The organism is Parabacteroides distasonis (genome assembly GCF_004793765.1).
GTDB classification, from domain to species: domain Bacteria; phylum Bacteroidota; class Bacteroidia; order Bacteroidales; family Tannerellaceae; genus Parabacteroides; species Parabacteroides distasonis_A.
In genome coordinates, this window is sequence record NZ_SRYM01000030.1 from 20,983 (window position 1) to 46,071 (window position 25,089).

Sequence of the window (25,089 nt, forward strand, 5' to 3'; positions counted from 1 at the left end):
TGTCTTCTTTATAAATTAGAAATTTACGTTGACACCAAAACCGTAGCTAGATGTACCCGGTAAGGAGAAACGCTCGAAAGCGCCAGCCATATTGTTATTTCCTTGAGTAGCCTCCGGATCGAAGCCTTTTATCTCAGACCATACAATGATATTACGGGCGAAAACATTCACGTTTACATTCAAGTTATCTTTCTTATATACAGGATATGACAATGAAAGTTCACGCAATTTCAAGAACGAGTTGTCATAGACATAGGCTTCGTCAATGCCCCTCACGCTTTTGAAATACTCCTCTGCATCTGATCCTTTCACTCCACCCGTATAGGGAACATAGACAGGTTTACCATCCGCATCTACGCCCTTCTGTTCAACAGCAGCATAGTCAAAATGATATTTATCACTCTTACGAACCTCTCCAGATAACTTACTTGTACCGTAGAAGTTCGTCTCACCAGCCGTACCACTATACATTTGTCCACCTTGCTTCCAGTCAAATACAGCAGCCAAACGGAATTTATACAACTCGATATTCGTATTGAAACCCAAACGGAAATCAGGAGAAACCTTACCGATTACTTGGGTCTCACCAGCCTCTGGTATACCTTTTTCGTTTACGACAATTCGTCCTTCGCCATCACGTTTGTAACCAACACCATAGATTACCGGGAATTTATCGCCGATACCTGCACGTACTTGAGGAGTCACGAAACCACCCAACATAATGCTCTCTACGCCCGGAGCCAACTCGTCTACATAATTGTCGATCTTTGAGAAGTTAAAAGCGAAGTCCAGCTTGAAATTCTTCGTATCAACCGGAGAGATACCTAATGTAATCTCATGTACGTTTGAGTGCATCTTTCCACCATTCATCATCATACTGGAAGCACCTGTGGAGCCAGCCAAAGGCACCTCGAAGATTTGGTCTTTCACGTTCTGACGAGAATACGTATAATTCAATGAAACTAAACCATTCAAGAAAGTCAAGTCAGCACCAAGCTCATAAGACTTCGTGTTCTGAGGCTTCAAGTTCGGATCATAAACCACGAAATAAGGAATATACGCCATATTTCCATTAATCGGATACATAATAGGTGTTCCCTGGAAGAAACCACCACCATAACCTGGCGTATAATAATAAGACGGCACATATTCTCCTGCCATACCTACCTCTGCGTAAGAGCCACGGATCTTACCAAATGTCAAGATATCATTCTTCAAGGCTTCCACTTCCGTGAATACCCATCCAAGGGATACGGAAGGATAAAAGAACGAACGGTTATCTCTCGGCATAGAAGACACGATATCGTTACGTCCCGTAACATTCAAATAAAGCATATTCTTCCAAGCCAAAGATAAGCTAGCGAAGTTACCTACCGTACGTTTTCTCTTATACTCATGAGAGCTGTTAAATACAGAAGCGTTGTTCAAATGGTTCCAGCCCGGGAAGTTGAAGCTATATCCCACGGCTTGAGTATTACTGATTCGCTTATCTACAAGCTCATTACCCAACAAAGCATCGAATACGAAGTCCTCATTGATATTCCAGTTATACGTAAACGTCAACAATGAGTTCATCTCATTTACCGTAAAACCGTATTCGCTAGCATAACCATTCGTATAACCAGTTGTACCGTAGCCGTAAATATCAGAGTAATTGGTCGTATAAGCGTCATCACCAATTTGGTATTTCACATCCAATTTATGATTGTCCGTACCAAATTTAGTAGAATACTTCAAGAACGCATTCCCGAAGAAACGTTGAGATCTCTCCGTAAAGCTATTATTGTCGCACGCCCAGTTTCCATCATCGATCCAGTTCTCACGGAACGTATTCTGAGTATAAGGATCACCTTCGATATGGGAAGGTATGCCCGCCATAGTATAACTGATAGGAGCCGTATAAACCGTAGCGGTAACACCGTCATTAGCGGTTCCTTGCTCTTGATCTTTGATGTCACGAAGTTTCCGTTAAAACCAGTCGTCCAGTTATCATGCAATTGTGCCTCACCCGACAGCTTCACGTTATAACGATCCATTCCCGTAGAACGAACGATACCATCAGAAGTCGTATTACCCAAAGAGAATGAATAGTTTCCTTTATCGAAAGACTGAGCTACATTCACGGAGTTACTCCAAGTAACGCCAGTCTGGAAGAAATCCTTCGCATTATTATAAGCTTGGGGAGTAGCCCATGGATCCAATCCTGCCGCAGCACGCTGAGGCACATAGTATTGTCCATTATGCAATCCACCTTTCGTATATTCATTTTGTACATTACCGCCATATACAGGATCATTCGCCAAGTCAGAGATAGACGGTCCCCAGCTAAATCCCGAATATGGGTTATAAGCACCTTCATTACCTTGTCCATATTCAGTTTGTAACTCAGGTAATGTAGAAACCTTATCAAACGCAAGATTCGTGTTGAATGAGATCTGAGGTTTTCCTTTACGAGCACCTTTTCCGCTCTTTGTAGTAATAACGATCACTCCATTAGAAGCACGCATACCATACAACGCAGAAGCGGCTTGTCCTTTCAAAATGTTGATACTCTCGATATCGTTCGGATCTAAGTCTACGGCACGGTTCGCATAGTCAGCTCCACTAACGCTACCATTATTCATCGTATCCGTATTAACATCCGCCGTAGATGCGATCGGCATACCATCGATCACATACAAAGGAGAGTTATCCCCTGTAAATGAACGGGCTCCACGGATCATGATCTTGGAAGATGCGCCTGGCATACCCGATGAGGAAGCGATATCGATACCGGATACTTTACCTTGCAAAGCCCCAGACAAACTAGTGTTAGCACCTTGTGTTAACTCATCCGATTTTACATCTTGCACGGCATAACCTAAAGCTTTCTTTTCCTTTGAGATACCCATAGCCGTAACCACGACCTCATCCAAGTTTTGGGTATCAGACATCAATGTTACATTTACATTGGGAGACACAACTACCTCCTTGGATTTCATACCGATGTATGAAATAACTAATTGCTTACCATCACTAGGAACATCCAAAGTAAAATTACCGTCAAAATCCGTAACTGTTCCCACAGTCGTTCCTTTTACGATAATGGACGCACCGATCACCGGCTCACCATCTTCTCCGACTACCTTACCGGTAACCTTCGAGGTCTGTGCCGAAACTACTCCTACGCTCATCGCAAGAAATAGTAGCACAGAAGTCAACTTTTTCTTCATAGACACATTCTTTTTATTTAAACTAAACTAGAAATTCAATTAAGCTTTCGTGGACTATAGTTCATACAGAACTACCAATTTTCAATATTTTATTTAGTGTAGTCATATGAAAAAAAATTATCATATAAGTTTAGATCTATTAAAATTCTGTAATAAATATATTGGATTTGAGAGATATTGTTTATCAGCCATATTGGGAGGATAAGAAAAGCCAGCCGTTTTTCACAAATATCTACATAAAATAAAGTTGTAAATATTTTTAGTGATAAGCTATATGCTATAAAATATCCAGAATAAGTTGATATCAAGTCCAATATCATGCCTATAAAGAGTAAGCTCACTATTTGTTACGATAAAATTAAGATAAAAATAATTTTTTTATTTGTCAAAAAGAAACTATCGGCAGCGATAACTCATTGATTTGTGATACGATCATGTCACCTGAGTCGATTTAGACAGTGGTTATATTGCAAATTGACAGATTTAACAATTAAGAAAACAAAGGAAATATATCACAATAATAATAATTTGTTGTTTTTTTCAGGTATAATTTATAGTTTTGCAACCGTTTTTCATTTAATAGGTATGTCGTAAAACATAAAATGGAGTAGTTCTGTATGAACTTAGTTAATCAACCATTAAAATGCAGAGAAAACATTTTTAAGTATATAGTTAATAAATAAGTGTGTTTATGAAGAAAAAGTTGACTTCTGTGCTACTATTTCTTGCATTGAGTGCAGGTGTGGTTTCAGCACAGACCTCGAAGGTTACCGGTAAGGTAATTGGGGAAGATGGAGAGCCGGTGATCGGTGCCTCTATTATCGTAAAAGGGACAACCGTGGGAACAGTCACGGATTTTGATGGAAACTTTGAACTAGAAGTACCTGCGAATGGTAAACAATTGGTTATTTCATACATCGGTATGAAATCTCAAGAAGTTGCGGCCACTTCTAATGTAAATGTAAAACTATTAGCCGATACCCAGAACTTGGATGAAGTCGTGGTTACGGCTATGGGTATCTCAAAGGAAAAGAAAGCTTTAGGTTATGCGGTTCAAGATGTGAAAGCGGATGAGTTGACGAAAGGAGCTAATACTAGTTTGTCTGGCGCATTACAAGGTAAGGTTTCTGGAGTGGAGATCTCTCCTTCTTCCGGTATGCCGGGTGCCTCTTCTAAGATCACGATTCGTGGTTCCAGATCTTTTACAGGGGATAATACTCCTTTGTATGTGATTGACGGTATGCCTGTCGCTTCAACGGCTGATGTGGACACCGGTAGTTCTGTTTCCGGTACGGACTTTGCATCTCGTGCGGTGGATATCGATCCAAACGATATTGAAAGCATTAATATATTAAAGGGACAGGCCGCATCTGCCTTGTATGGTATGCGTGCAACAAATGGAGTAATTGTCATTACGACCAAAAGTGGAAAGGGAGCCCGTAAAGGTAAACCTCAGGTCGCTTTTAATACCAGCTTATCTTTTGATAAGGTTTCAACGATGCCTGAATACCAAAAAGTGTATGCGCAGGGTACAAATGGCAAGTATAGCCCGTATGCTTCAACTTCTTGGGGACCACTAATCAGCGAATTGCCTAACGATCCGACTTATGGAGGAAATACGGATAATGAGTTTACCAAGCAATATGGTAAGCATGAAGGTATGTATTATGTACCTCAGCGGGCCGCTGCGGGATTAGACCCTTGGGCTCAACCACAAGCTTACGACAATATCAAGGATTTCTTCAACGTGGGTACGACATGGAGTAACTCCGTGAATGTAGCTCAAGCTTTTGATAAAGGTAACTATTCCTTCTCGATCGGTAATACTACGCAAGATGGTATTATTCCAAATACAGGCATGGACCGATACAACGCAAAAATGAGTGCCGAAGCTCAATTACACAAGAACTGGTCTACTGGATTTAACGGTACCTATGTAAATTCGAAGATCAGCAAGCAGTCTAGTGCCAATAATGGAATCTTAGCTACTGTTTACGGAGCTCCTTCTAGCTACGATTTAGCCGGTATCCCAAGTCATGTTGAGGGTGACCCGTATACACAAAATACATTCCGTAGCACATCAGGTTTTGACGGAGCTTATTGGGCGGTAGATAACAACGAGTTCTTGGAACGTTCACAACGTTTCTTTGGAAATACTTATTTGAAATATTCTACGAAGTTCAATACCGATAATCACAAATTGGATGTCAAGTATCAATTGGGTGTGGACTCTTATACGACTAATTATACGGATTCTTGGGGTTATGGACATGCAAATGGTTATGGAGAGATTGATCACTATGGATATTCAATCACGGAGTTGAACTCTTTGTTGACCGCTGCATATACTTGGAATATCAATGAAGATTGGTTGTTCGATGCCCTTGTTGGTAATGAATTGGTAGAGAATCAGCGGAAATTTTACGAGTCTTATGGAGCGAACTATAACTTCCCGGGTTGGAATCATATAGATAATGCTACAACTATGGTAGCATCCGAGTCATTACGCCGGAAACGCACAGTTGGTAACTTTGCTAGCATTTCATTGTCTTACGCTAACATGGTTTACTTCAACGCAACTGTTCGTAACGATATCGTATCTAATATGCCTCGTAACAACCGCTCATTCACTTATCCATCTGTTTCCTTGGGCTGGATTTTCACAGAATTAGAACCATTGAAGAATAATGTCTTGACTTATGGTAAATTACGTGCTTCTTACGCCGAAGTAGGACAGGCTGGAGATTATTATGATTCTTATTATACTACACCTGTTTACGGTGGTGGTTTTTATGGTTCTACGCCTATACAATATCCTATGAGTGGAATTACGGCGTTCACTCCATATGCTCGTGTGTATGATCCGAATTTGAAACCTCAGAACACGAAGTCTTATGAGTTAGGTGTGGATTTGACCTTCTTGAATGGTCTGTTCTCATTGAACTATACCTTCTCTCGGCAGAATGTGAAAGATCAGATATTTGAGGTTCCTTTGGCTGGTTCTACAGGCTCTGCAGAATTAGTAACCAATGGTGGCGCTATCCATACGAACGCTCATGAGATTACGTTGGGAATCAATCCGATCAATACGAAGAATTTTAAATGGGATATGGCATTTAACTTCTCTAAGATCGATAACTACGTAGATGAGCTGGCTCCGGGTGTAGAGAGTATTTTCTTGGGAGGTTTCGTTGATCCGCAGGTACGTGCGAATATTGGCGATAAATTCCCTGTAATCTATGGTACGACTTTCTTGCGTAATGACAACGGTGACATTGTCGTAGACGAAGATGGCTTGCCTCAGATCGGTAGTGAGGGTGTGATCGGTAAGGTTTCCCCGGATTTCCTCTTGGGTTTCAATACTAATTTTGAGATCTACAAATTCCGTATCGGTGCTACGTTCGATTGGAAATGTGGTGGACAGATGTATAGCGGTACATTGAACACGTTGAACTATTATGGTACAAGTATGGAGTCTGTTGAAAGTCGTACGGCCGAGACTTTCCGTTTTAGTCATCCGGCTGTAAAGCAGTTGGAAGATGGTTCCTATGTAGCTAATGACATAGATATCAAAGGCGAAGACGCTTTATCATATTATGACCGCATGACGCTTATTTCCGAAGCTGGTATCTATGACAGTGGTTTCTTGAAACTACGTGAGTTGTCCGTTAGTTATCCAATATGGGATAAGAATGGAATCAACGTGAACTTAAATGTTTTTGCCAGAAATATCATTCTTTGGTCTGAGTTGAAAGGTTTGGATCCTGAGGCTTCTCAAGGTAATAATAATATGGGCGGTGGCTTCGAGCGCTTTTCTATGCCGGGTGCTTCGAGCTATGGCTTCGGTTTAAATGTGAAATTCTAATAAAGGAAACAAAAGATGAAACTTCAAAATATCTCAAAAAAATTATTGACGGGAGTTGTTTTCACCGCAGCCTTGGTCTCTTGCTCTGAGGATAAGATGGATGAGATCAACAAAGATCATAATCATACCACAGCAGTTCCCGCAAAGATGATCCTTACGGATGTCATGACTTCGACTGCGTTTAGCGTGGTTAGCGGCGATTTCAATTTATATGGTGGTATGTATGTGGAACATGAGACAGGTTCGCATAATCAATTCTACTATGCGGAAACCCGTTCTTCTTGTACATCGGCTTCTACCTTTAATAACTCATGGGGGGGAACCTATTCGACACTGAAAGATGCTTTGACCTCAGTCAAAATCGCAGAAGAAGAGCAGAACTTCATAACAAAAGGCATTGCGGAACTTTTCGTAGCTTACAATTTGGCGATCTTGACAGATATGTATGGTGATACACCTTGGAAAGAGGCTTGTGACTATACAGTATCTATGACTCCCGCTATCGATAAACAAGAGGAGATTTATAAGGATATCATGGCCTATGTGGATGCCGCAATTGAAGATCTTCAGAAATCAGATCTGACGAGCCTGTCTAATCAAGATTTGATTTATAAAGGTGACGCTTCGGCTTGGCTAAAGACAGCTTATGGCTTGAAGGCTCGTTATACAATGCGCTTGATGGGACGTAGCGCTGATGTTAAGAGCGATATGGAAAAGGTGTTGGATTATGTTTCCAAGTCGTACACCTCGGCAGCCGAGCAATGTAGCTATGCTATGTATGGTGTGGGTGTTAATATCAACCCATTTTTCGGAGTATTCTATTCTCGTTTAGGTGAGGTAGCCAGCCGAAGTATGTTTGATAAATTGAATGAGCGTAATGATCCACGTATCAGACGTTGCTATGTAGAGGCTAACAGCCAAACGATGATTGCTTCTAAGGATGATCCATTATTGAATCTTGCTCATAATGGTGATTTAGTGCAAAGTCAGTTAGAATATACTGTTTCCATGTTCTGTGCAGCTCAAACCGCTCCGACTCACATCTTAAGTTATCATGAGGTATTGTTCTTGAAGGCAGAGGCTTTGTGTCGTTTAAATCGTAAGGATGAGGCAAAAGCAGTGTTGAAAGAGGCTGTTGTCGCAGGTATGGCTAATATGGAGGTTAATATCAAGTCTGCCCTCGCTTCTGATTATTGGGGAGGTTTCTTGAATGTAACAAACGAGGTGACACCGGAGGAGGCCGCTTCTTACTTTGATGAGAATGTCGCTCCCTTATTCGATGCTAATCCTTTGAAAGAGACGATGATTCAGAAATATATTTCTTTCTGGAACGCAGATGGAGAGTCTACCGAGTGCTATAATGACGTACGTCGTTTGAAGAGCTTGGGTGAGGATATTTATGGCTTGCAAAATCCGGGTAAGTTCCCGTTAAGATGTCCGTATGGTAATGATGATACTACGACTAATCCTAATATACAAGCTGCTTATGGTGATGGTCAGTATGTGTTTACCGAAAACGTATGGTGGGCTGGCGGAACTCGCTAATCAATATATAAAAGCATAACGAGTGACAACATTCAAAAAAGGGGAAGAATATCTTAATGATATTTTTCTCCTTTCTTATAAATCCACATTCTAGCCGAACTTCAATCGTGTCTCAATCTTCTCAAGATCGCGGACAATCGTCATATCCATGATATTGCTATAGATCTCGGTAGTACGAACACTTTTATGCCCTAACAACTTTTGTACCGTAGTTATATTCGCTCCATTATATAATAATAAGGTAGCATTTGTATGCCGAGCCGTATGAAAAGATACCTTCTTATCAATACTTGCCAATTGGCTGATTCGGCGTAATTGCTTATTCACGTTTGAATTAGAGGATAAGGGAACACCAAACAGGGTTCTCGGCGCATTCTTATATCGCTCATAGATAGGTAAAGATTTACCCTCGAACAAGAGGAATAGCGGCAAACGGACACTCACATCTGTCTTCACCGATGAATAAACCAGCCAAACCTTATCATCAATAATCAAAAAGTTCTCTTTCGTTATACTTACTATGTCTGAGAAACGTAATCCCGTGTAGCAACTAAATAAAAACATATCCAGACACCGGCGCAATGTACGCTGCCCATCCAGCTTTAAGTTTTCCAAACGACCTAACTCCTCAGGCGTTAAATGAGTACGCTTACTCTCTTGATATTTAATCTTATATTTCCGAAATGGATATTTGTGCAACTCGAACAACTCCTTATTAATCGCCAAGTTGATATATCGTTTCAAATGCTTCATATGTTTAGCGATCGTATTTCGATGATACTCCTGCTTCAATAAAAAATATTCAAAATCGCATAAGAAATTGAAATTAATATCCTTAAACAGAACGTCCTTCTTGTATAAGGATAGAACATGCAAAGTGGACAAATGGTTTTTTAACGTCGATTCTTTTAAATTACTATGTAAAATCTCCTCACGCATGAAAACAAGAAAAGAGGAAGACGTAGATGTCGAAGAGGTCTCCTCACGCAGATCCTTCAACGAAAAACCGTTATTCGCTTGTCTCTTCTCCAGCTCATCTCTCTCCAACTCCATAACATAGTTCTGAAGATACAGGTTTAACGCATCCATATTCGGATGATTCTTTATGGAACGTCTTTTGTTGTCCCATTGACAAGGTTTCACATAAACCTTCGTTGAAAAATACCTCTTTTGCCTATTCAGATAGGCCTCTACTTGAATCAAAGCTTTTCCTTCCGCATTCAGTTGCTTTTTTCGATTAAACACTAAGTTATAAATTACTTTTTCCATGGTACTGATACATTTATTATTATCTGATTGTAAACACGAAGGAACAATAATAAGTTCTTTGTAGCACAAACTACAAACTAAAAGTTTGTTATCACGGGTACCAACTAATAAAAAAACATGTATCCAAGAAAAAAAGAATCTTCCAAATACATGGCAAACCCAATTTTTCTATCAGATTTCCACTAAAAATCAATAATCTTCACTAGCTCGAACCGCTTGTCTACGCAAGCGGGTAATTCATGCGGGTAATGGGTTACGTAAATCAAGGTTTTCCCCGGACGATCGCAGAATTGCTCGATAATAGCAGCCGCCTTTTTCTTATTGCTCACATCCAGACCGTGGAGAGGCTCATCTAATATAATTAAATCGGGGTCTTTCACGAAAGCTCTCACTAATAAAGCCAAACGTTGTTCTCCCGATGATAAGGTCAAGAATAAACGATCTTTCAAATGTTTGATACCAAAAACTTTCATCCACTCCAAGGCAACCGTTTCTTGTTCGGTATTACACTTACGAAACAAGCCGATCGAATCGAAAAATCCGGAACCTACAATATTCAAGGTAGGAACATTCTCTTTATAATATAAGTGCATCTCCGGCGATACATATCCGATACGCTTCTTGATATCCCAAATACTTTCTCCGGAACCTCTCTTTCTATCAAACAAATACAACGTATTCGCATATGATTGAGGATTATCCGCATAAACCAAACTCAGCAAGGTAGATTTACCAGCACCATTCGGACCAAATAACGCCCACTTCTCTCCGTTCTTGATTTCCCAATCCAAGTCTTTTAAGATCGTGCGGCTACCATAGCGTATCCTTACACGTTCCATGCGTAAAGTCACCTCATGGGAAGAGGCTATTTTGTTCATATCCACAGGTAAACAAACCTTACCAACTTCCTCGCACGCATGAATGCCTTCCGTTGGAAAAAGACGGGTGATTAATTCCGTATCCGTCATAAACTCCTCTCGAGTCAGCGGAGGCAAGCAAGTACGATCATGGATAGGCAATACATGCGTGATCACAGCCGGTATGTCCTTGGGATTGGATAATAATAAAACGACCTGCACTCCATTCAAATTCGTCATCTGCCCCAACATTTCTACCAATAAATCCCGGGATGGAGCGTCTAAGCCGATAAAAGGATTATCTAAAATCAAAACACGAGGACGACTAAGCAACGCCCGGACAATCAATAATTTTCGCAATTCACCACTTGATAAGAATATCAACCGCTTAGGTAATAAATCCTCTATACCGAAAAGAGTCAATATCTTCGCTAAATTATCAGAGCCAGCATATTCCTTCAACAATTCCTCGACTGTAGGCATCTCATCCGTCTCTGTCGAATGCCAACGTTGTTGGTAATAAGAATTCCGGCAATCTGCTAATGAATATATATCTTTAAACGCTATACTTTTGATAAAATCACAGACATTCCCGTCTCCTGCGAATACAACCTCCCCTTTCTTAAAAGCGAATTTCCGTTGCATAATGTCTGCTATCAAAGTTTTTCCAGCGCCATTCGGACCTATCACGGTCCATTGTTGTCCTTCATCAATCCGCCAATTCACGGGTGCCGTAAAACGTAATTCCGGTAAACGGGTAACGATATTCTTGATATTGATGACCATCTTTCCTTCTTTTTCCATACTTTCTAAATAAACGGAGCAAAGGTACATAGTTTATTTAAGAATGACAGCATAATGGCAAAAAAGGGGACTACTCGTCACGAGCAGTCCCCCTATAGTATACAGGCACTTGGTCTGTCTATGTTTACTAGTAGTTAATGAACGCCTGTACGTGTATCCCACCACATTTGTTTACCCCAAAAATTATCTACAACCTCAGCGTTAAACGGCGCATTATTTGTTTTGTTCAACGAAAGCTCCGTATTCGGATAAGGAGAACGGAAAGGAGGCACATTATGATTCGCATATTTAGTGGCACGTCCCGGAGCGATATAATGAGTCTCGGGAACACCCGTACGACGATACAAAGACCATCCTTCCATGGCTTGCTTGAACATCGCCACCCACTCCTCGTACCAGATTTGCCTCATGTCGTTCTTAAACTTCCCGGCACCTGCCATATAAACCTCTATAGCGTCTTCCGCTACTCCATTTTCCTCCAAAGAAAAGCGAACCGCCTTATTATAGGCCTCCTCCGCAGTCATACCCTTCGTGTTATATCCCAGTTTCGCTGCCTCTGCAATATGGAAATAAACCTCAGCTACACGCATGTAAGGAGAGAAACCACCTAAATCAACACCATACCGATACCCCCATACGGAATAAAGGCGAGAAGGAGGATTGGATGCCGCCCCGATCGTATAACCGCGATAAACCGGGGTTCCATCCGTATAATCGCTCTCCGTATCCCCCTCGGAAGGAGGAGTTTGGCTAGACGGTGTCGGCATACAATAAATCGAGATACGCGGGTCTTTATTCTCCAACAAATAATTCACCATCACGTCGGAACAACAGAACTCAGACTTACGCGTACGGTATGCGTCAGCTATCGGCTCGTAGTAATTGCCATCGCCTCCCAACCACCAGAAGAACGCATTGTCATCGTTATCCTTCATGACCGGGTAACTAACAGGATCAGCCAGCACCTCTTCCACAGTCTGCTGGGCCAAAACTGGACTTACCTCAGAGATACGGATCGCTAAACGCAAACGCAAGGAGTTGCAATACTTCTGCCACTTCAGCATATCGCCATGAAACAATAAGTCGCCACTACTAATATCATCGTCGCCACCGGCTGCGAACCCATCAGCCGCCTCTTTCAATTTCGCCAGCAAAGCCGGATAAATATCCTCTTGCTTGTCATACTTCGGAGTCAACACGCCAGCGGCCATCTTGACTGCGTCAGAATAGGGAACATCGCGCCAACGATCCGTAGCGATCTGGATCACGTGCGCCTCCAACACCTTGGCCACGTTCAACATATTCGGGGAAGCTTCCGAACGTCTTTGGATATCCATCACATTGTTAAGCACACGGTAAATATGCTCCCAGTTCGTATCTTGCACACCCGGACGGAACAGATAACGGGCCTCATCTATATAACTCATCTTGGCTACATATCCACCAAACGACATAGGCTCATCCATAGCGAACCAACGATCATAAAAACGATAGGAAGTGTTATATAAGGAATATGCCAACAAATTCTCGGTCGGCACATTTTCCGCATTATCAGGATCTGTATTCACTTCCTCGAAGGAATCCGTACATCCTACCATGAACAATGAAGACAAGGCCACACACGCCGTACTTATATTTTTAATATATTTTTTCATCTTTCTATACTATGACTATAAATGATACTTTTAGAATGTCACACCCACTTTCAGTCCAAAACTGCGAGAAGGGGGATAAGAGTTGGACTCAAAACCGACATTTGCATTCGCCGCACCCGTCGTAGACTCCGGATCCAAATGGATTTGGTTTGATTTATGCACCCAAAGCAACGCAAGGTTCGTTCCTACCAACGACACATGGGCCGCCTTCAAATATTTCGTCTTTTTCAAGATAGACTGCGGGAAATTATACGTCAAATGAGCCTCACGCAATTTCAGGAAAGAACCATCAACCACGGCCATCTCGCAGATCGTATAATAGTTACCAAAGAAGTCCTCAGCGCTAACCGCCGTATTATTGATAGAGCCATCCTCATTCTTGAACACCTTGTCGGTCATCACGTTCTGTCCGGCAACAACACCTTTCTCACGAAGATCTCCCTCTGCTGTGAAGTCATAGATACCGGTATAAGTACCAAACGCTTGAGAGATTGAATATACATCCCCCCCCTTACGGAAGTCCAACAAGAAACCAAAACTCCAGTTCTTATAAGAGAACTCATTGTTGAAGCCCATTAACCAATCCGGGGCCACATCACCGATCTCCTTATTCTCCTCGTACATCGGCATACCATCTCTAACCAAGATAGCACCATCCTCATCATACACAAAACCCGTACCCACCAAAGTACCCCAACTCTTGCCAGGTTTTGCGTAGTTATAGCAACTCCAACTAGAACCGATCTCATAAGCATCCAAAGACTCTCCAGTTATCGGATCCGTGTACAACTCCACAATCTTCGATTTATCCTTAGACCAGTTCAAAGTAGCAGTCCAGTTGAAACCATCCTTATTCTGGATGATATCACCACTCACTTGAAGCTCGACACCCTTATTACTGATCTCGCCAGCATTGATCATCATCGAACGATAACCGGTAGCTGTAGAAACACGTGCCTGCATGATCTGGTCTGTTGTTGTTTTCTGATAGTAAGCTACATCCAAGTGCAAACGGTTCCGCAAGAAATTAGCCTCCACGCCGACCTCCCAAGTCTTCACCATCTCCGGACGTAAATGAGTAGCAGGGAAAGTGATCGGATTATAATACAAGCTTGTTCCATTAAACGGAGCAGAAAGAACCGAATAATAAGCGTTCGACAAATATGGATCCGTAGCGGAACCAATCTTCGCCCAACCACCCCGCAACTTCAAGAAGTTCAACCAGCCGGATTCCGTCAAGGAAGGAAGAGTCTCAGTCATGATCCAGCTCGCACTGAACGACGGATAAAAGAACGCATCCTTAATCGTAGAATCCCAATCATTACGAACACTAATATCCACGTACGCTTGATTTCTCCAACCAATTGAAGCATTGGCGTAAACCGAGTTGGAACGGCGTGTCTCGTGATTCTCCGACGCATATACCGAACCTTTGGCATTCGCTACCGTATAAAGCCCTGGCACAGTCAGTTCATCCGCACCGATAGTTTTAATGAAGTAATCATAATCACGGTAATTAGCACCTGCCAACGCATTTACCTGAAAATCACCGAACTGTTTGTTAAAGTAAGCAATGAAATCCGCATTCACCTCCGTTGTTCTACGATCGTAATCACGGAAATAACCATCCGGGTAATCGATACTCCATTCGATGTTAGACAACTGACTGGAGAAATAGGTATCCAAACCGACACGTCCCTCGAACTTCAACCAATCCGTCGGCTTATACCACAAAGATGATTTACCGAACATACGATCGCGTTTATATTTGTTCAAGTTCTTATTCAACACCCAATAAGGATTAGTAGCATAAGATTTCTGCCAGTTATAATGCGTATAAGCACCGGTCTCATCTTTCTGATCCCAATTAGCCTTCAAGTCATTCATATCGATTTGGCGACCATGCCATTGCAACAAGGACTGCATAACATTGGCCCCATCATAACCGGTACCCGGAAGATTCCCGCTAGTCGTACGTACATAATTGGCGGAAAGATCAAACTCTATATATTTATTAAAGTTCATCTTCGTATTCAAAGAGGCCGCATAACGTTGCATATCCGTATTCGGAGTCGTACCCTCTTGACCTCGATAAGAGATAGAAGCACGAGTAGACGATTTTTCCGTAGCGGCAGTCAAGCTGATCGTATGGCTCGTCGAATAACCCGTTTGGAAGAAATCCTTAATGTTATTCGGCTGAGAAACCCACGGAGTAGCCTGCCGAACCCCATTCACCACCGGGCTATTAAATTGAGGCAATTGCAAACCGATATCCAAACGAGGTCCCCAAGACTCATCCGCATTATCATTAATACCGCTACCATTTCCATCTACATAAGAATATCCCATAGAAGAGGCGAAATCCTGATAAGAACCATCGAAACCGCTGGCCTTCCAATCAAACTCAGAACCATAGTAACCTTGTCCGTACTTATTCTGCAAACCCGGCAAATTATAAATACGATCCATCGTAATATCTCCATCATAACTTACCGAAATACCTTTGTCTTTTTTTCCCGACTTCGTAGTAATCAAAATAACACCGTTACCGGCACGCATACCATAAAGGGCAGCAGAACCTCCTTTCAAGACAGAGATAGACTCAATATCCTCCGTATTGATATCATTCAATCCCGATCCCAAGATAACTGCGCTACCCGTAGGGTTATCGTTCGTCATAGGCACACCGTCTACAACGATAAGAGGCTGGTTATTTCCGAAGGAAGAGTTTCCACGGATCACGATATTCTGCGAAGCGCCAATTTGTCCACCTTGAGCGGTGACTTGTACCCCGGCAATCTTTCCGGACAACGAATTGGCAACATTCATCTGTCCCGCTTTCGTTATATCCTCCGATTTTACTTCTTGCAGCGCATAGCCCAATGATTTTTTCTCGCGTGTCAACCCCATGGCTGTTACGACCACCTCATCCAACGCCTTGGAATCCGAGTCTAGCATAACATTCACTACCGGAGCTACCGCCACTTCCTTCGTTTTCAATCCTACGTAAGAGATAAAAATCGTCTTAGCGTCTCCTGGCACATCTAAAGTAAAGTTACCCTCAAAATCCGTAACCGTACCTATCGTAGTGCCTTTCACAACAACCGCCGCACCAATCACGGGTTGCTGATCTTCCGATGATATAACATTTCCTGTTATCTTCATCGTCTGTGCCGTTGCGACTCCTATGCCTATAAACAAGCATAATAATAAAAAAGTCAATCTTTTCATAAACACACTTTTTGTTTAACAATTAATATTTAAAAAAACACTTCATATATCATAGTTTATGAAGAACTATTTCCAATATCAAATAGATTATAGATGTATCATGTAAAATCACATCAAGGCAAACAGCCTTATTTTTACAAAATAAATACATAATCAGCATGATCTTCACTTTGCAAATATATGAAATATTTTTTATTAAAAACAAATAAATACACAATCTAATGTTATCATAACATCATTCATTGAAGCAAAAAGATATTTACAGAGATTAAAAACAAACATTTTATCATTGTAAAAATATCATAATATCACAAAACAAACCTTCCTATTGTTATTTTCAGTTCATCTTCCTCTCCAAAGCGAAGAATATACAGGTTTTTAATATCATTTTAACAGATTTATAGATATCAGTAAAAAAAGAGGGTTAATTTCTATAGTTCATTACTTTTATCACATTTTACCTGTGACTATAAAGGAAATAGTTCTTCATAAACTATGCTTCCTTCAAAATAAATGGATATCAATGTGTGGCAGGTAATAATAAATAAGGTATTAAGCTATGCCAAAATTTTTGACAATATATTCCAAAGACAGGTCTGTCTCATTTTGAACTGCCCCCAAAAGTTTTTTGTCTAACTTTTGGGGGCAGTTCAAAATGAGACAGCCACCTATTAAAAAACTCTTGTTCCTTTTCCTTGGTGAATCTCCGAGGCTTGCGTAATGATCACTTGCTTCACCCCGGCGTCTATCGCTTGGTAAGCGTTTTCCAGCTTCGGGATCATGCCCCCTTGAATAATTCCTTGTTCCACATATTCCCTAAACGCTATACGATCGATTTCCGGAATCACGCTCTCGTCATCCTTCTCGTCCCGCAAAACCCCTTTCTTCTCGAAACAGAACACCAATGTCACCTCAAAATGTTTCGCCAACGCTTTAGCGGCTTCTCCTGCTATCGTATCAGCGTTCGTATTCAACATATGACCTTGCTTATCATGAGTAAGAGGAGCCAGTACCGGCACGATACCTTGATGGATAAGAGAGGCTAGCAAATCGGCGTTCACCTCTTTCACGTCGCCTACGAAACCATAATCCACCTCTGCCACGGGACGTTTGTCGGAGCGCATCAAATTCATATCCGCCCCGGTCAAGCCTAAAGCGTTTACACCCAACGCTTGCAAGCCCGCTACGATGTTTTTGTTCACCAAGCCTCCATAGACCATTGTCACGACCTTCAAGGTCTCGGCATCCGTAATACGACGACCGTTCACCATTTTACTCTCGATCCCTAATTGGGCGGCAAGCTTTGTAGCCGAGCGTCCTCCCCCATGAACCAAGACCTTATATCCCTCGATTGCAGCGAAATCATTTAACAATTGACGAAGCGTTTCTTCTTCCTCAACGATCTTCCCTCCTACCTTTATCAAGATTAGTTTTTCCATTTCCTATACATTATTATATTATAAACGAATCCTTCCAACATTCCACGCCTCCTTTCCGATAAGCAAACGCAAGGGTGTCCGGATAACAAAAAAGCGACCGTATATATTTCTATACGGCCGCCTGATTATCAAGATAGAGCGGTAGGCGAGGCTCGAACTCGTGACCCTCAGCTTGGGAAGCTGATGCTCTACCAACTGAGCTACTACCGCATTGCGGACGCAAATATAGCTATTATTTTTCTCTAAGCAAGGTTTTCGAAAGAAAAATTAAGGTAATCGTACCCAAATTGTCATTTTGACACTTTGTAATCTAAACACCCGGAGAATCGATTATTTCGAGACAAGGTAGGGCTTGCTTCCAAATCCGAGAATATTTTTCCACAACAACCTATCAGACAGAACACTAAGTATTTTCGCCAATTTATTCTAGCAAAGGATCTCCTCTCTTGCTGGTCAAAAACAGACAAACAAGAGACTTTTCATCCGAATACAATAGGCTTTTCACCCGAATACATGCGGGTTTTCGGTCGAAAACAATAAGAATCATAGTCGAAAACAACTTGCAACGCCATCATAAACACCTTACTATTGGATCATAAACACCTTGCAATGCCTATTCATACATCCGAAAAACGGCAAAATACGCTATTTCCGCCTTCCCTTTCTCTCTATTTTAGCTTTCCCACAAAAAGCATCTGCCATCAAAAAGCCTTTATTCCAGTCAAAACAATAGAAAAAAAGGATTTTAGGTGACATCAAGGATCGGAAGACTTACATTTTGGCTCAGTTGCCCTAGGCCTATTCCAACTTTTATCTTTATAGAAAAGAAATGATTACCTTTGCGGCAAATAATCAAGAAGAAGATGAAAAAGATATTATTTCTATTCCTGCTGGGGATTCTTTCCCTATCGGCGATGGCGCAACCCAAACTGAGCGAGGAAGCCCGTATCAGTCTGATGACCAGCGCACCGTACGACGAGGAAGTATTCACCGTGTACGGGCATGCCGCTCTACGCATACACGATCCCAAGCAGAATATCGATTATATATTCAATTATGGTATATTTGATTTCTCCAAGCCTAATTTTATCTACCGATTCGCTAAAGGAGAGACGGATTATAAACTGGGAGTGGCTGATTTCCAAGACTACGTGATCGAGTACCAAATGCGGGGCAGCGATATCACGGAGCAAGTATTGAACCTCACCCAAGAAGAGAAAGAGCACATATGGGATGCCCTGCTTATTAATTACAGGCCGGAGAACAGGGTATATCGTTATAACTTCTTCTTCGATAATTGCGCTACCCGCCCTGCCGCGATCTTGGAAAAGGAGATCAACGGGAACGTCGATTATCAGTATCCCTTTCAATCCCAGACCTTCCGGGATCTTATTAATTATTGTACCCGAAACCATCCGTGGCTCACATTCGGATGCGACCTAGCGCTAGGCAGCCCTACCGACCGGAAGGCCACCCAGCACGAGATGCTCTTCCTCCCCCCTTATCTAAAAGAAGCGTCCGCTAAAGCCACCATCACGGGCCCGGACGGGACAATCCGCCCATTGGTGAGCGAGACCCACGTGATCGGAGCCGGGGAAGCCGACGAGCCGGAAAAAGACATCTGGGATTTATTCACTCCTTTAGTCTGCGCTTGGCTCCTGTTCGGAATCGTTTTAGGGCTTACTTGGACCGAATGGCGCAAAAAAAAATACTTCCTATGGGTGGATTGTGTCCTTTTCTCGGTAGCCGGAGCCGGAGGTGTCATCCTCTTCTTTCTTAGCTTCATATCCGTCCATCCCTGCACGTGGCCGAACTGGTCTTTGGTATGGTTACAGCCGCTCGATTTGATCGCTGTTATTTTGTTTTGCGTAAAAAAGCTGAAGAAGGCTGCATATTACTATCATTTTATTAACTTTGCGGCGCTTACGCTGATGTTACTGGGATGGCATTTCATTCCGCAACATCTAAACAGTGCCTTTATTCCGCTTGTAGCCTCGATTTGGGTTCGTTCGGGTTGGGGTGTTTACAGAAATATATGGAGAATCGGATGAGAAAAATTATAACGTCACTTATCGCTATCCTCGTGGTAACAAACCTCGAGGCGCAGCAACGTACCCCCAAATTGGTGGTATGTATTACTGTGGATCAGCTAAGGGGCGACTATATAGAATACTTTTATAATACATTTGGCGAACGGGGCTTCAAGCGTTTGATGAACGAAGGGTTGGTGTATAACAATATCCGCTTCGAGTTCTCGGACATAGACCAAGCCAGCGCGTTCGCTACTCTTTTTACCGGAAGCAACCCTTGCTTCAGCGGTATCGCCGGAGATAAGACGTTTGATTTCGAGAAAGAGAAAGAGGCCTCGATCTTAAACGATCCCGAATATCTGGGTAACTACACGAAAGAGAATTATTCGCCCAAGAATTTATTCAGTTCCACGATCGGCGACGAATTGAAAATCGCCTCTCAAGGAAGAAGCGACGTATATTCCATCGCCCCGGATGCCGAGGGCGCCATCCTTTCCGCCGGACATGCGGCGAACGGAGCTTTCTGGATGGATAACACCAACGGGAAATGGGCTACCACGACGTACTACAAGGGAATCCCTTGGTACGTAGACCGCTATAATAACGGCCCGGAATCCTTGGCGTCACGCTTAGAAACCATGGTATGGACTCCTACCCTTCCGATGGAGAAATACGATGCCTTTCCTTACGTATTGGATGATCTTCCTTTCCGCTATACGTTCAGCGAGAAGTTCGCGAACTGCTATCCGAACCTGAAGACCTCGCCGTTTATCAATAAGGAGATCAATCGCTTGGCCCTCCAGTTCCTAGAGTACGGAGGGTTTGGTACACGCAGTTGCCCGGATATGTTGTCTATCACGTACTATGCGGGCAATTACCGGGGTACGATGAGCAAGGAATACACCCGGGAGATTCAAGATACGTATTACCAACTCGATCAAGATATCGAGAAGCTACTGGATGCGATCGACAAGAAAGTGGGCTTGGCCAATACATTGGTAGTCTTTACAGGTTCCGGTTATTATAAAAGCGAGGAGTCTTATCCGGACGGCTTGATGGTGAACGGTGGCGAGTTCCACCCGAAACGTTGTCTGGCCCTGCTTAATATGTACTTGATGGCCATTTACGGCCAACATACCAGTTGGGTACAAGGATACTACGACAACCAGATCTACTTGAACCGCAAGGCGATAGAAGACGCCAAGCTGGATCTGACAACTTTACAAAACAAGGCCGCCGAATTCATACAGGAATTTAGTGGCATACAACTCGTCACCACAGGTAGAAGCTTGCTTATGGGCGACTGGAACGAGGGAACCGCCCAATTCCGTCAAGGTACGCACCATCTGAGACGGGGCGATCTGATCATCGAGTTGCAACCCGGTTGGAAAGTGAACCTCGACAATCCGAAAGAAAAAGTCAAGATTATACGCAATAATGCTGTTATCACCCCGCTGGTATTTATGGGCAACGGGTTGAAACCCCAACATATCTACCGCGAAGTCAAGGCCACTGAGGTAGCCCCCACGGTAACCCATGTGCTAAGAATCAGGCCACCAAACGCTACTCAAAGCTTGCCGCTCTGGGAGCTGACAACCAAATAATAGAGAATTGATCATTAAAAGTTGATAATTATCAAGGGTTGTGTGGCTCTTCCTTTATTTATTATTATCTAATTATTCAAACAACAAAGTAATAACAGACGATAGTTGCTCAACTATCCATTAACATAAGAATCATGGGATTTAATGAGTTTATGACGAAGCTGTTCGGCAATAAGTCGCAGCGTGACCTTAAAGAAATCACACCTTACGTAGATAAGGTAAAGGCCGTATATCCGTCAATCAAGGCACTCTCGAACGACGAGTTGCGTGCGAAAACAGATGAGATCAAACAGCGTATCCAAGACTACGTAGCCGAAGAGAAAGCCCAAGTGGAAGAGCTTCGTAAAGGCATCGAGGATAAGGAACTGGAAGAACGTGAGGCGATCTGGGCCGAGGTAGATAAAATTGAGAAAGCTATCACGGACAAGATGGAAGTGGTACTGGAGCAATCCTTACCCGAGGTATTCGCCATCATGAAAGATACGGCCCGCCGTTTCGCCGAGAATGAGGAAGTGGTAGTTACCGCTAACCAATTCGACCGGGATCTGGCCGCTCGTTTCGACTTTGTACGCATCGAGGACGATAAGGCGATTTACGCCAATCACTGGAAAGCCGGGGGAAACGAGATCACTTGGGATATGGTCCATTACGACGTTCAGCTATTCGGTGGCGTCGTTCTTCATAAAGGTAAGATCGCTGAGATGGCGACCGGTGAAGGTAAGACCTTGGTGGCTACCCTTCCGGTATTCTTGAACGCTTTGACACGTAACGGCGTACACGTGGTAACCGTGAATGATTACTTGTCAAAACGTGACTCCGAATGGATGGGCCCGCTTTATATGTTCCACGGACTTTCCGTAGACTGTATCGACAAACACCAGCCGAATTCCGAGGCTCGCCGTAAGGCTTACGAGGCGGATATCACGTTCGGTACGAACAACGAGTTCGGCTTCGACTACTTGCGAGACAATATGGCGATCAGCCCGAAAGACTTGGTACAACGCAAACACAACTATGCCATCGTCGATGAGGTGGACTCCGTATTGATCGATGACGCTCGTACGCCGTTGATCATCTCCGGACCGATCCCTCGCGGAGAGGAACAATTATTCGAGCAGTTCCGCCCGAACGTGGAGGTTGTCGTGAATGCGCAGCGTAACCTTTGCTCACAATTGCTGATCGAGGCCAAGAAGAAAATGACTAGCAGCGACCCGAAAGAGGTAGAGGAAGGTACCATCCAATTGTATCGCTCTTTCAAGGGATTCCCTCGCAACAAGGCTTTGATCAAGTTCCTAAGCGAGGAGGGCATAAAATCACAGATGTTGAAGACTGAGGAATATTTCATGTCCGAGAACATGCGCCATATGCACGAGGCAACCGATGAGCTGTATTTCGTGATCGATGAAAAGAACAATAGTATCGAATTAACGGATAAAGGTCTCGACTTATTAACCGGCAAGATGGACGACCCGACATTCTTCGTACTTCCCGATATTACTTCCCAATTATCCCAATTGGAGAATATGACAGGAACCGAGGAAGAGAAACAGGCCCAAAAGGACGAGATATTGGCGAACTATTCCGTCAAGAGCGAACGTGTACATACCATCAACCAGCTGTTGAAGGCATACGCTTTGTTCGAGAAGGATATCCAATACGTAGTTATGGACAACAAGGTCATGATCGTCGACGAGCAGACGGGTCGTATCATGGACGGACGCCGTTATTCCGATGGCCTGCACCAAGCGATCGAGGCTAAGGAACGTGTAAAGGTAGAAGCCGCTACACAAACATTCGCCACGATCACCTTGCAGAACTACTTCCGTATGTACCATAAGCTGTCCGGTATGACCGGTACGGCGGAGACGGAAGCAGGCGAGTTTTGGGACATCTACAAATTGGACGTAGTAGTGATCCCGACCAATCGCCCGATCGCCCGTAACGATATGAACGATCGTATCTATAAGACAAAACGTGAAAAATATAATGCCGTCATCGAGGAAGTCGTACAGCTGACAGAGGCAGGTCGTCCGGTATTGGTGGGTACAACATCCGTAGAGATCTCCGAATTATTGAGTCGCATGCTTACGATGCGTAAGATCCAGCACAATGTATTGAACGCTAAGTTGCACCAGAAAGAGGCCGAGATCGTGGCCTTGGCAGGTCTGAAAAGTACGGTTACGATCGCTACCAACATGGCCGGTCGTGGTACCGATATCAAACTATCTAAAGAAGTTAAGGATGCCGGCGGTTTGGCGATCATCGGTACGGAACGTCACGAGAGCCGTCGTGTAGACCGTCAGTTACGTGGTCGTGCCGGACGTCAGGGAGACCCGGGCTCATCCGTATTCTTCGTATCTTTGGAAGACGACTTGATGCGTTTGTTCGCCTCCGAGAAGATCGCCGGCTTGATGGATAAGCTTGGTTTCAAGGAAGGCGAGGTTCTGGAGCACAATATGTTGAGCAAGTCCGTAGAACGTGCCCAGAAGAAAGTAGAGGAAAACAACTTCGGTATCCGTAAACGTCTGTTGGAATACGACGACGTGATGAACTCACAACGTAACGTAATCTACACCCGTCGTCGCCACGCCTTGATGGGAGAGCGTATCGGTCTGGACGTATTGAACACGATTTACGATACTTCTACAGCAATCGCCGATCAACATGCCGAGGACTTCGAAGGCTTCAAGTTGGAATTGTTCAAGACATTCGCCATGGAAAGCCCGTTCACGGAAGACGAATTCAAGAGCATGAAACCGGAGCAACTCGTAGAGAAATTGTTCGAGGAGGCATTGAAGACTTATAAACGTCGTATGGAACGCATGACGCAAGTCGCTCATCCGGTTATCAAGCAAGTATACGAGAATCAAGGAGCGATGTACGAGAACATCATGATCCCTATCACGGACGGCAAGCGCATGTACAATGTATCTTGTAACCTGAAAGAGGCTTACGACACAGAATGTAAGGCTATCGTTAAATCCTTCCAGAAATCAATCGTATTGCATATGATTGACGAGGGATGGAAAGAGCATCTACGTGAGATGGACGAGCTGCGCCACTCCGTACAGAACGCTAGCTACGAGAACAAGGATCCATTGTTGATCTACAAACTTGAATCTTACAACCTGTTCAAGACGATGGTGGACAACATGAACCGTAAGACAGCCGCCATCTTGATGCGTGGACAGATCCCGGTACGTGAGGAGCCGACCGAGGAACAACGCCAAGCCATGCAAGCCCGTCAAGCGGCCGTAGCCCAGCAAGCCGCCCAAGCGATCGCCGAGGAAAGAGCCCGTCAACGTATCGCCGTACAAGAGGCCGCCCCGGAGAAGCACGAGGATATGAGCCGTTACCGCACGGAGAAAACAGACTTGAGCGGAAACAACTCACAAGCCGAGGCACCTCAACCGAAGCAAGCTCCGGTTCGTGCCGAGAAACGAGTAGGACGTAATGATCCATGTCCTTGCGGAAGTGGCAAGAAATACAAAAACTGCCACGGACAAGGTTTATAAGGAACTAGAAACATAAAAAGGGGGAGTACGCCGGAATTCCGGCGTACTCCCCCTTTTTATGTT

10 protein-coding genes, 1 tRNA gene and 1 pseudogene are annotated in these 25,089 nt (G+C 43.4%); 5 read left to right on the plus strand and 7 right to left on the minus strand.

From position 1 onward, the window contains the following. Nucleotides 1-15 precede the first annotated feature (15 nt). Nucleotides 16-3,212 (minus strand): annotated as a pseudogene (locus E5342_RS11270) (SusC/RagA family TonB-linked outer membrane protein). A gap of 691 nt (nt 3,213-3,903) precedes the next feature. Between E5342_RS11270 and E5342_RS11280 the strand changes: the two are divergent. Both E5342_RS11280 and E5342_RS11285 read left to right on the plus strand, forming a co-directional pair. Further along, entirely contained in the window at nt 3,904-7,077 is a 3,174-nt protein-coding gene (locus tag E5342_RS11280) for a SusC/RagA family TonB-linked outer membrane protein (RefSeq protein WP_044545143.1), read from the plus strand. Nucleotides 7,078-7,092: 15 nt separating this feature from the next. Then, entirely contained in the window at nt 7,093-8,622 is a 1,530-nt protein-coding gene (locus E5342_RS11285) for a SusD/RagB family nutrient-binding outer membrane lipoprotein (RefSeq protein ID WP_048928381.1), read from the plus strand. 90 nt (nt 8,623-8,712) lie between these two features. Here E5342_RS11285 and E5342_RS11290 read toward each other — a convergent pair whose 3' ends face one another. The 6 genes from E5342_RS11290 to E5342_RS11315 all read right to left on the minus strand — a co-directional run bounded on the left by E5342_RS11290 (nt 8,713) and on the right by E5342_RS11315 (nt 18,087). After that, the gene (locus E5342_RS11290) at nt 8,713-9,891 is read right to left on the minus strand and encodes a site-specific integrase (RefSeq protein WP_122144498.1); all 1,179 of its coding nucleotides are present in this window, start codon (nt 9,889-9,891) and stop codon (nt 8,713-8,715) included. A 182-nt stretch (nt 9,892-10,073) separates the two neighbouring features. Further along, nucleotides 10,074-11,552 carry an ATP-binding cassette domain-containing protein gene (locus E5342_RS11295; RefSeq protein WP_135959392.1) on the minus strand — a complete coding sequence of 493 codons (1,479 nt, stop codon included), beginning with the start codon at nt 11,550-11,552 and terminating at the stop codon, nt 10,074-10,076. Between the two features lie 134 nt (nt 11,553-11,686). Further along, nucleotides 11,687-13,207, minus strand: a complete 1,521-nt coding sequence (locus tag E5342_RS11300) for a SusD/RagB family nutrient-binding outer membrane lipoprotein (RefSeq protein WP_121735048.1) — start codon at nt 13,205-13,207, stop codon at nt 11,687-11,689. 30 nt (nt 13,208-13,237) lie between these two features. Continuing rightward, the gene (locus E5342_RS11305) at nt 13,238-16,438 is read right to left on the minus strand and encodes a SusC/RagA family TonB-linked outer membrane protein (RefSeq protein WP_121735049.1); all 3,201 of its coding nucleotides are present in this window, start codon (nt 16,436-16,438) and stop codon (nt 13,238-13,240) included. 671 nt (nt 16,439-17,109) lie between these two features. Beyond that, a complete protein-coding gene (argB, locus tag E5342_RS11310; protein WP_121735050.1) occupies nt 17,110-17,877 on the minus strand; it encodes an acetylglutamate kinase in 768 nt (255 codons plus the stop codon). Nucleotides 17,878-18,014: 137 nt separating this feature from the next. Beyond that, a tRNA-Gly gene (locus E5342_RS11315) sits at nt 18,015-18,087 on the minus strand. A 653-nt stretch (nt 18,088-18,740) separates the two neighbouring features. Between E5342_RS11315 and E5342_RS11320 the strand changes: the two genes are divergently transcribed. The 3 genes from E5342_RS11320 to secA all read left to right on the plus strand — a co-directional run bounded on the left by E5342_RS11320 (nt 18,741) and on the right by secA (nt 25,026). Then, the gene (locus E5342_RS11320; RefSeq protein WP_121735081.1) at nt 18,741-19,928 is read left to right on the plus strand and encodes an Lnb N-terminal periplasmic domain-containing protein; all 1,188 of its coding nucleotides are present in this window, start codon (nt 18,741-18,743) and stop codon (nt 19,926-19,928) included. Further along, nucleotides 19,925-21,511: an alkaline phosphatase family protein gene (locus E5342_RS11325; protein WP_135959393.1), complete on the plus strand. Its 1,587-nt coding sequence runs from the start codon at nt 19,925-19,927 to the stop codon at nt 21,509-21,511. The genes E5342_RS11320 and E5342_RS11325 overlap by 4 nt, the downstream gene beginning before the upstream one ends. Before the next feature lie 134 nt (nt 21,512-21,645). Further along, complete coding sequence (gene secA, locus E5342_RS11330; RefSeq protein WP_121735052.1) at nt 21,646-25,026, plus strand: preprotein translocase subunit SecA; 3,381 nt, start codon at nt 21,646-21,648, stop codon at nt 25,024-25,026. The last annotated feature ends 63 nt before the right edge of the window (nt 25,027-25,089 follow it).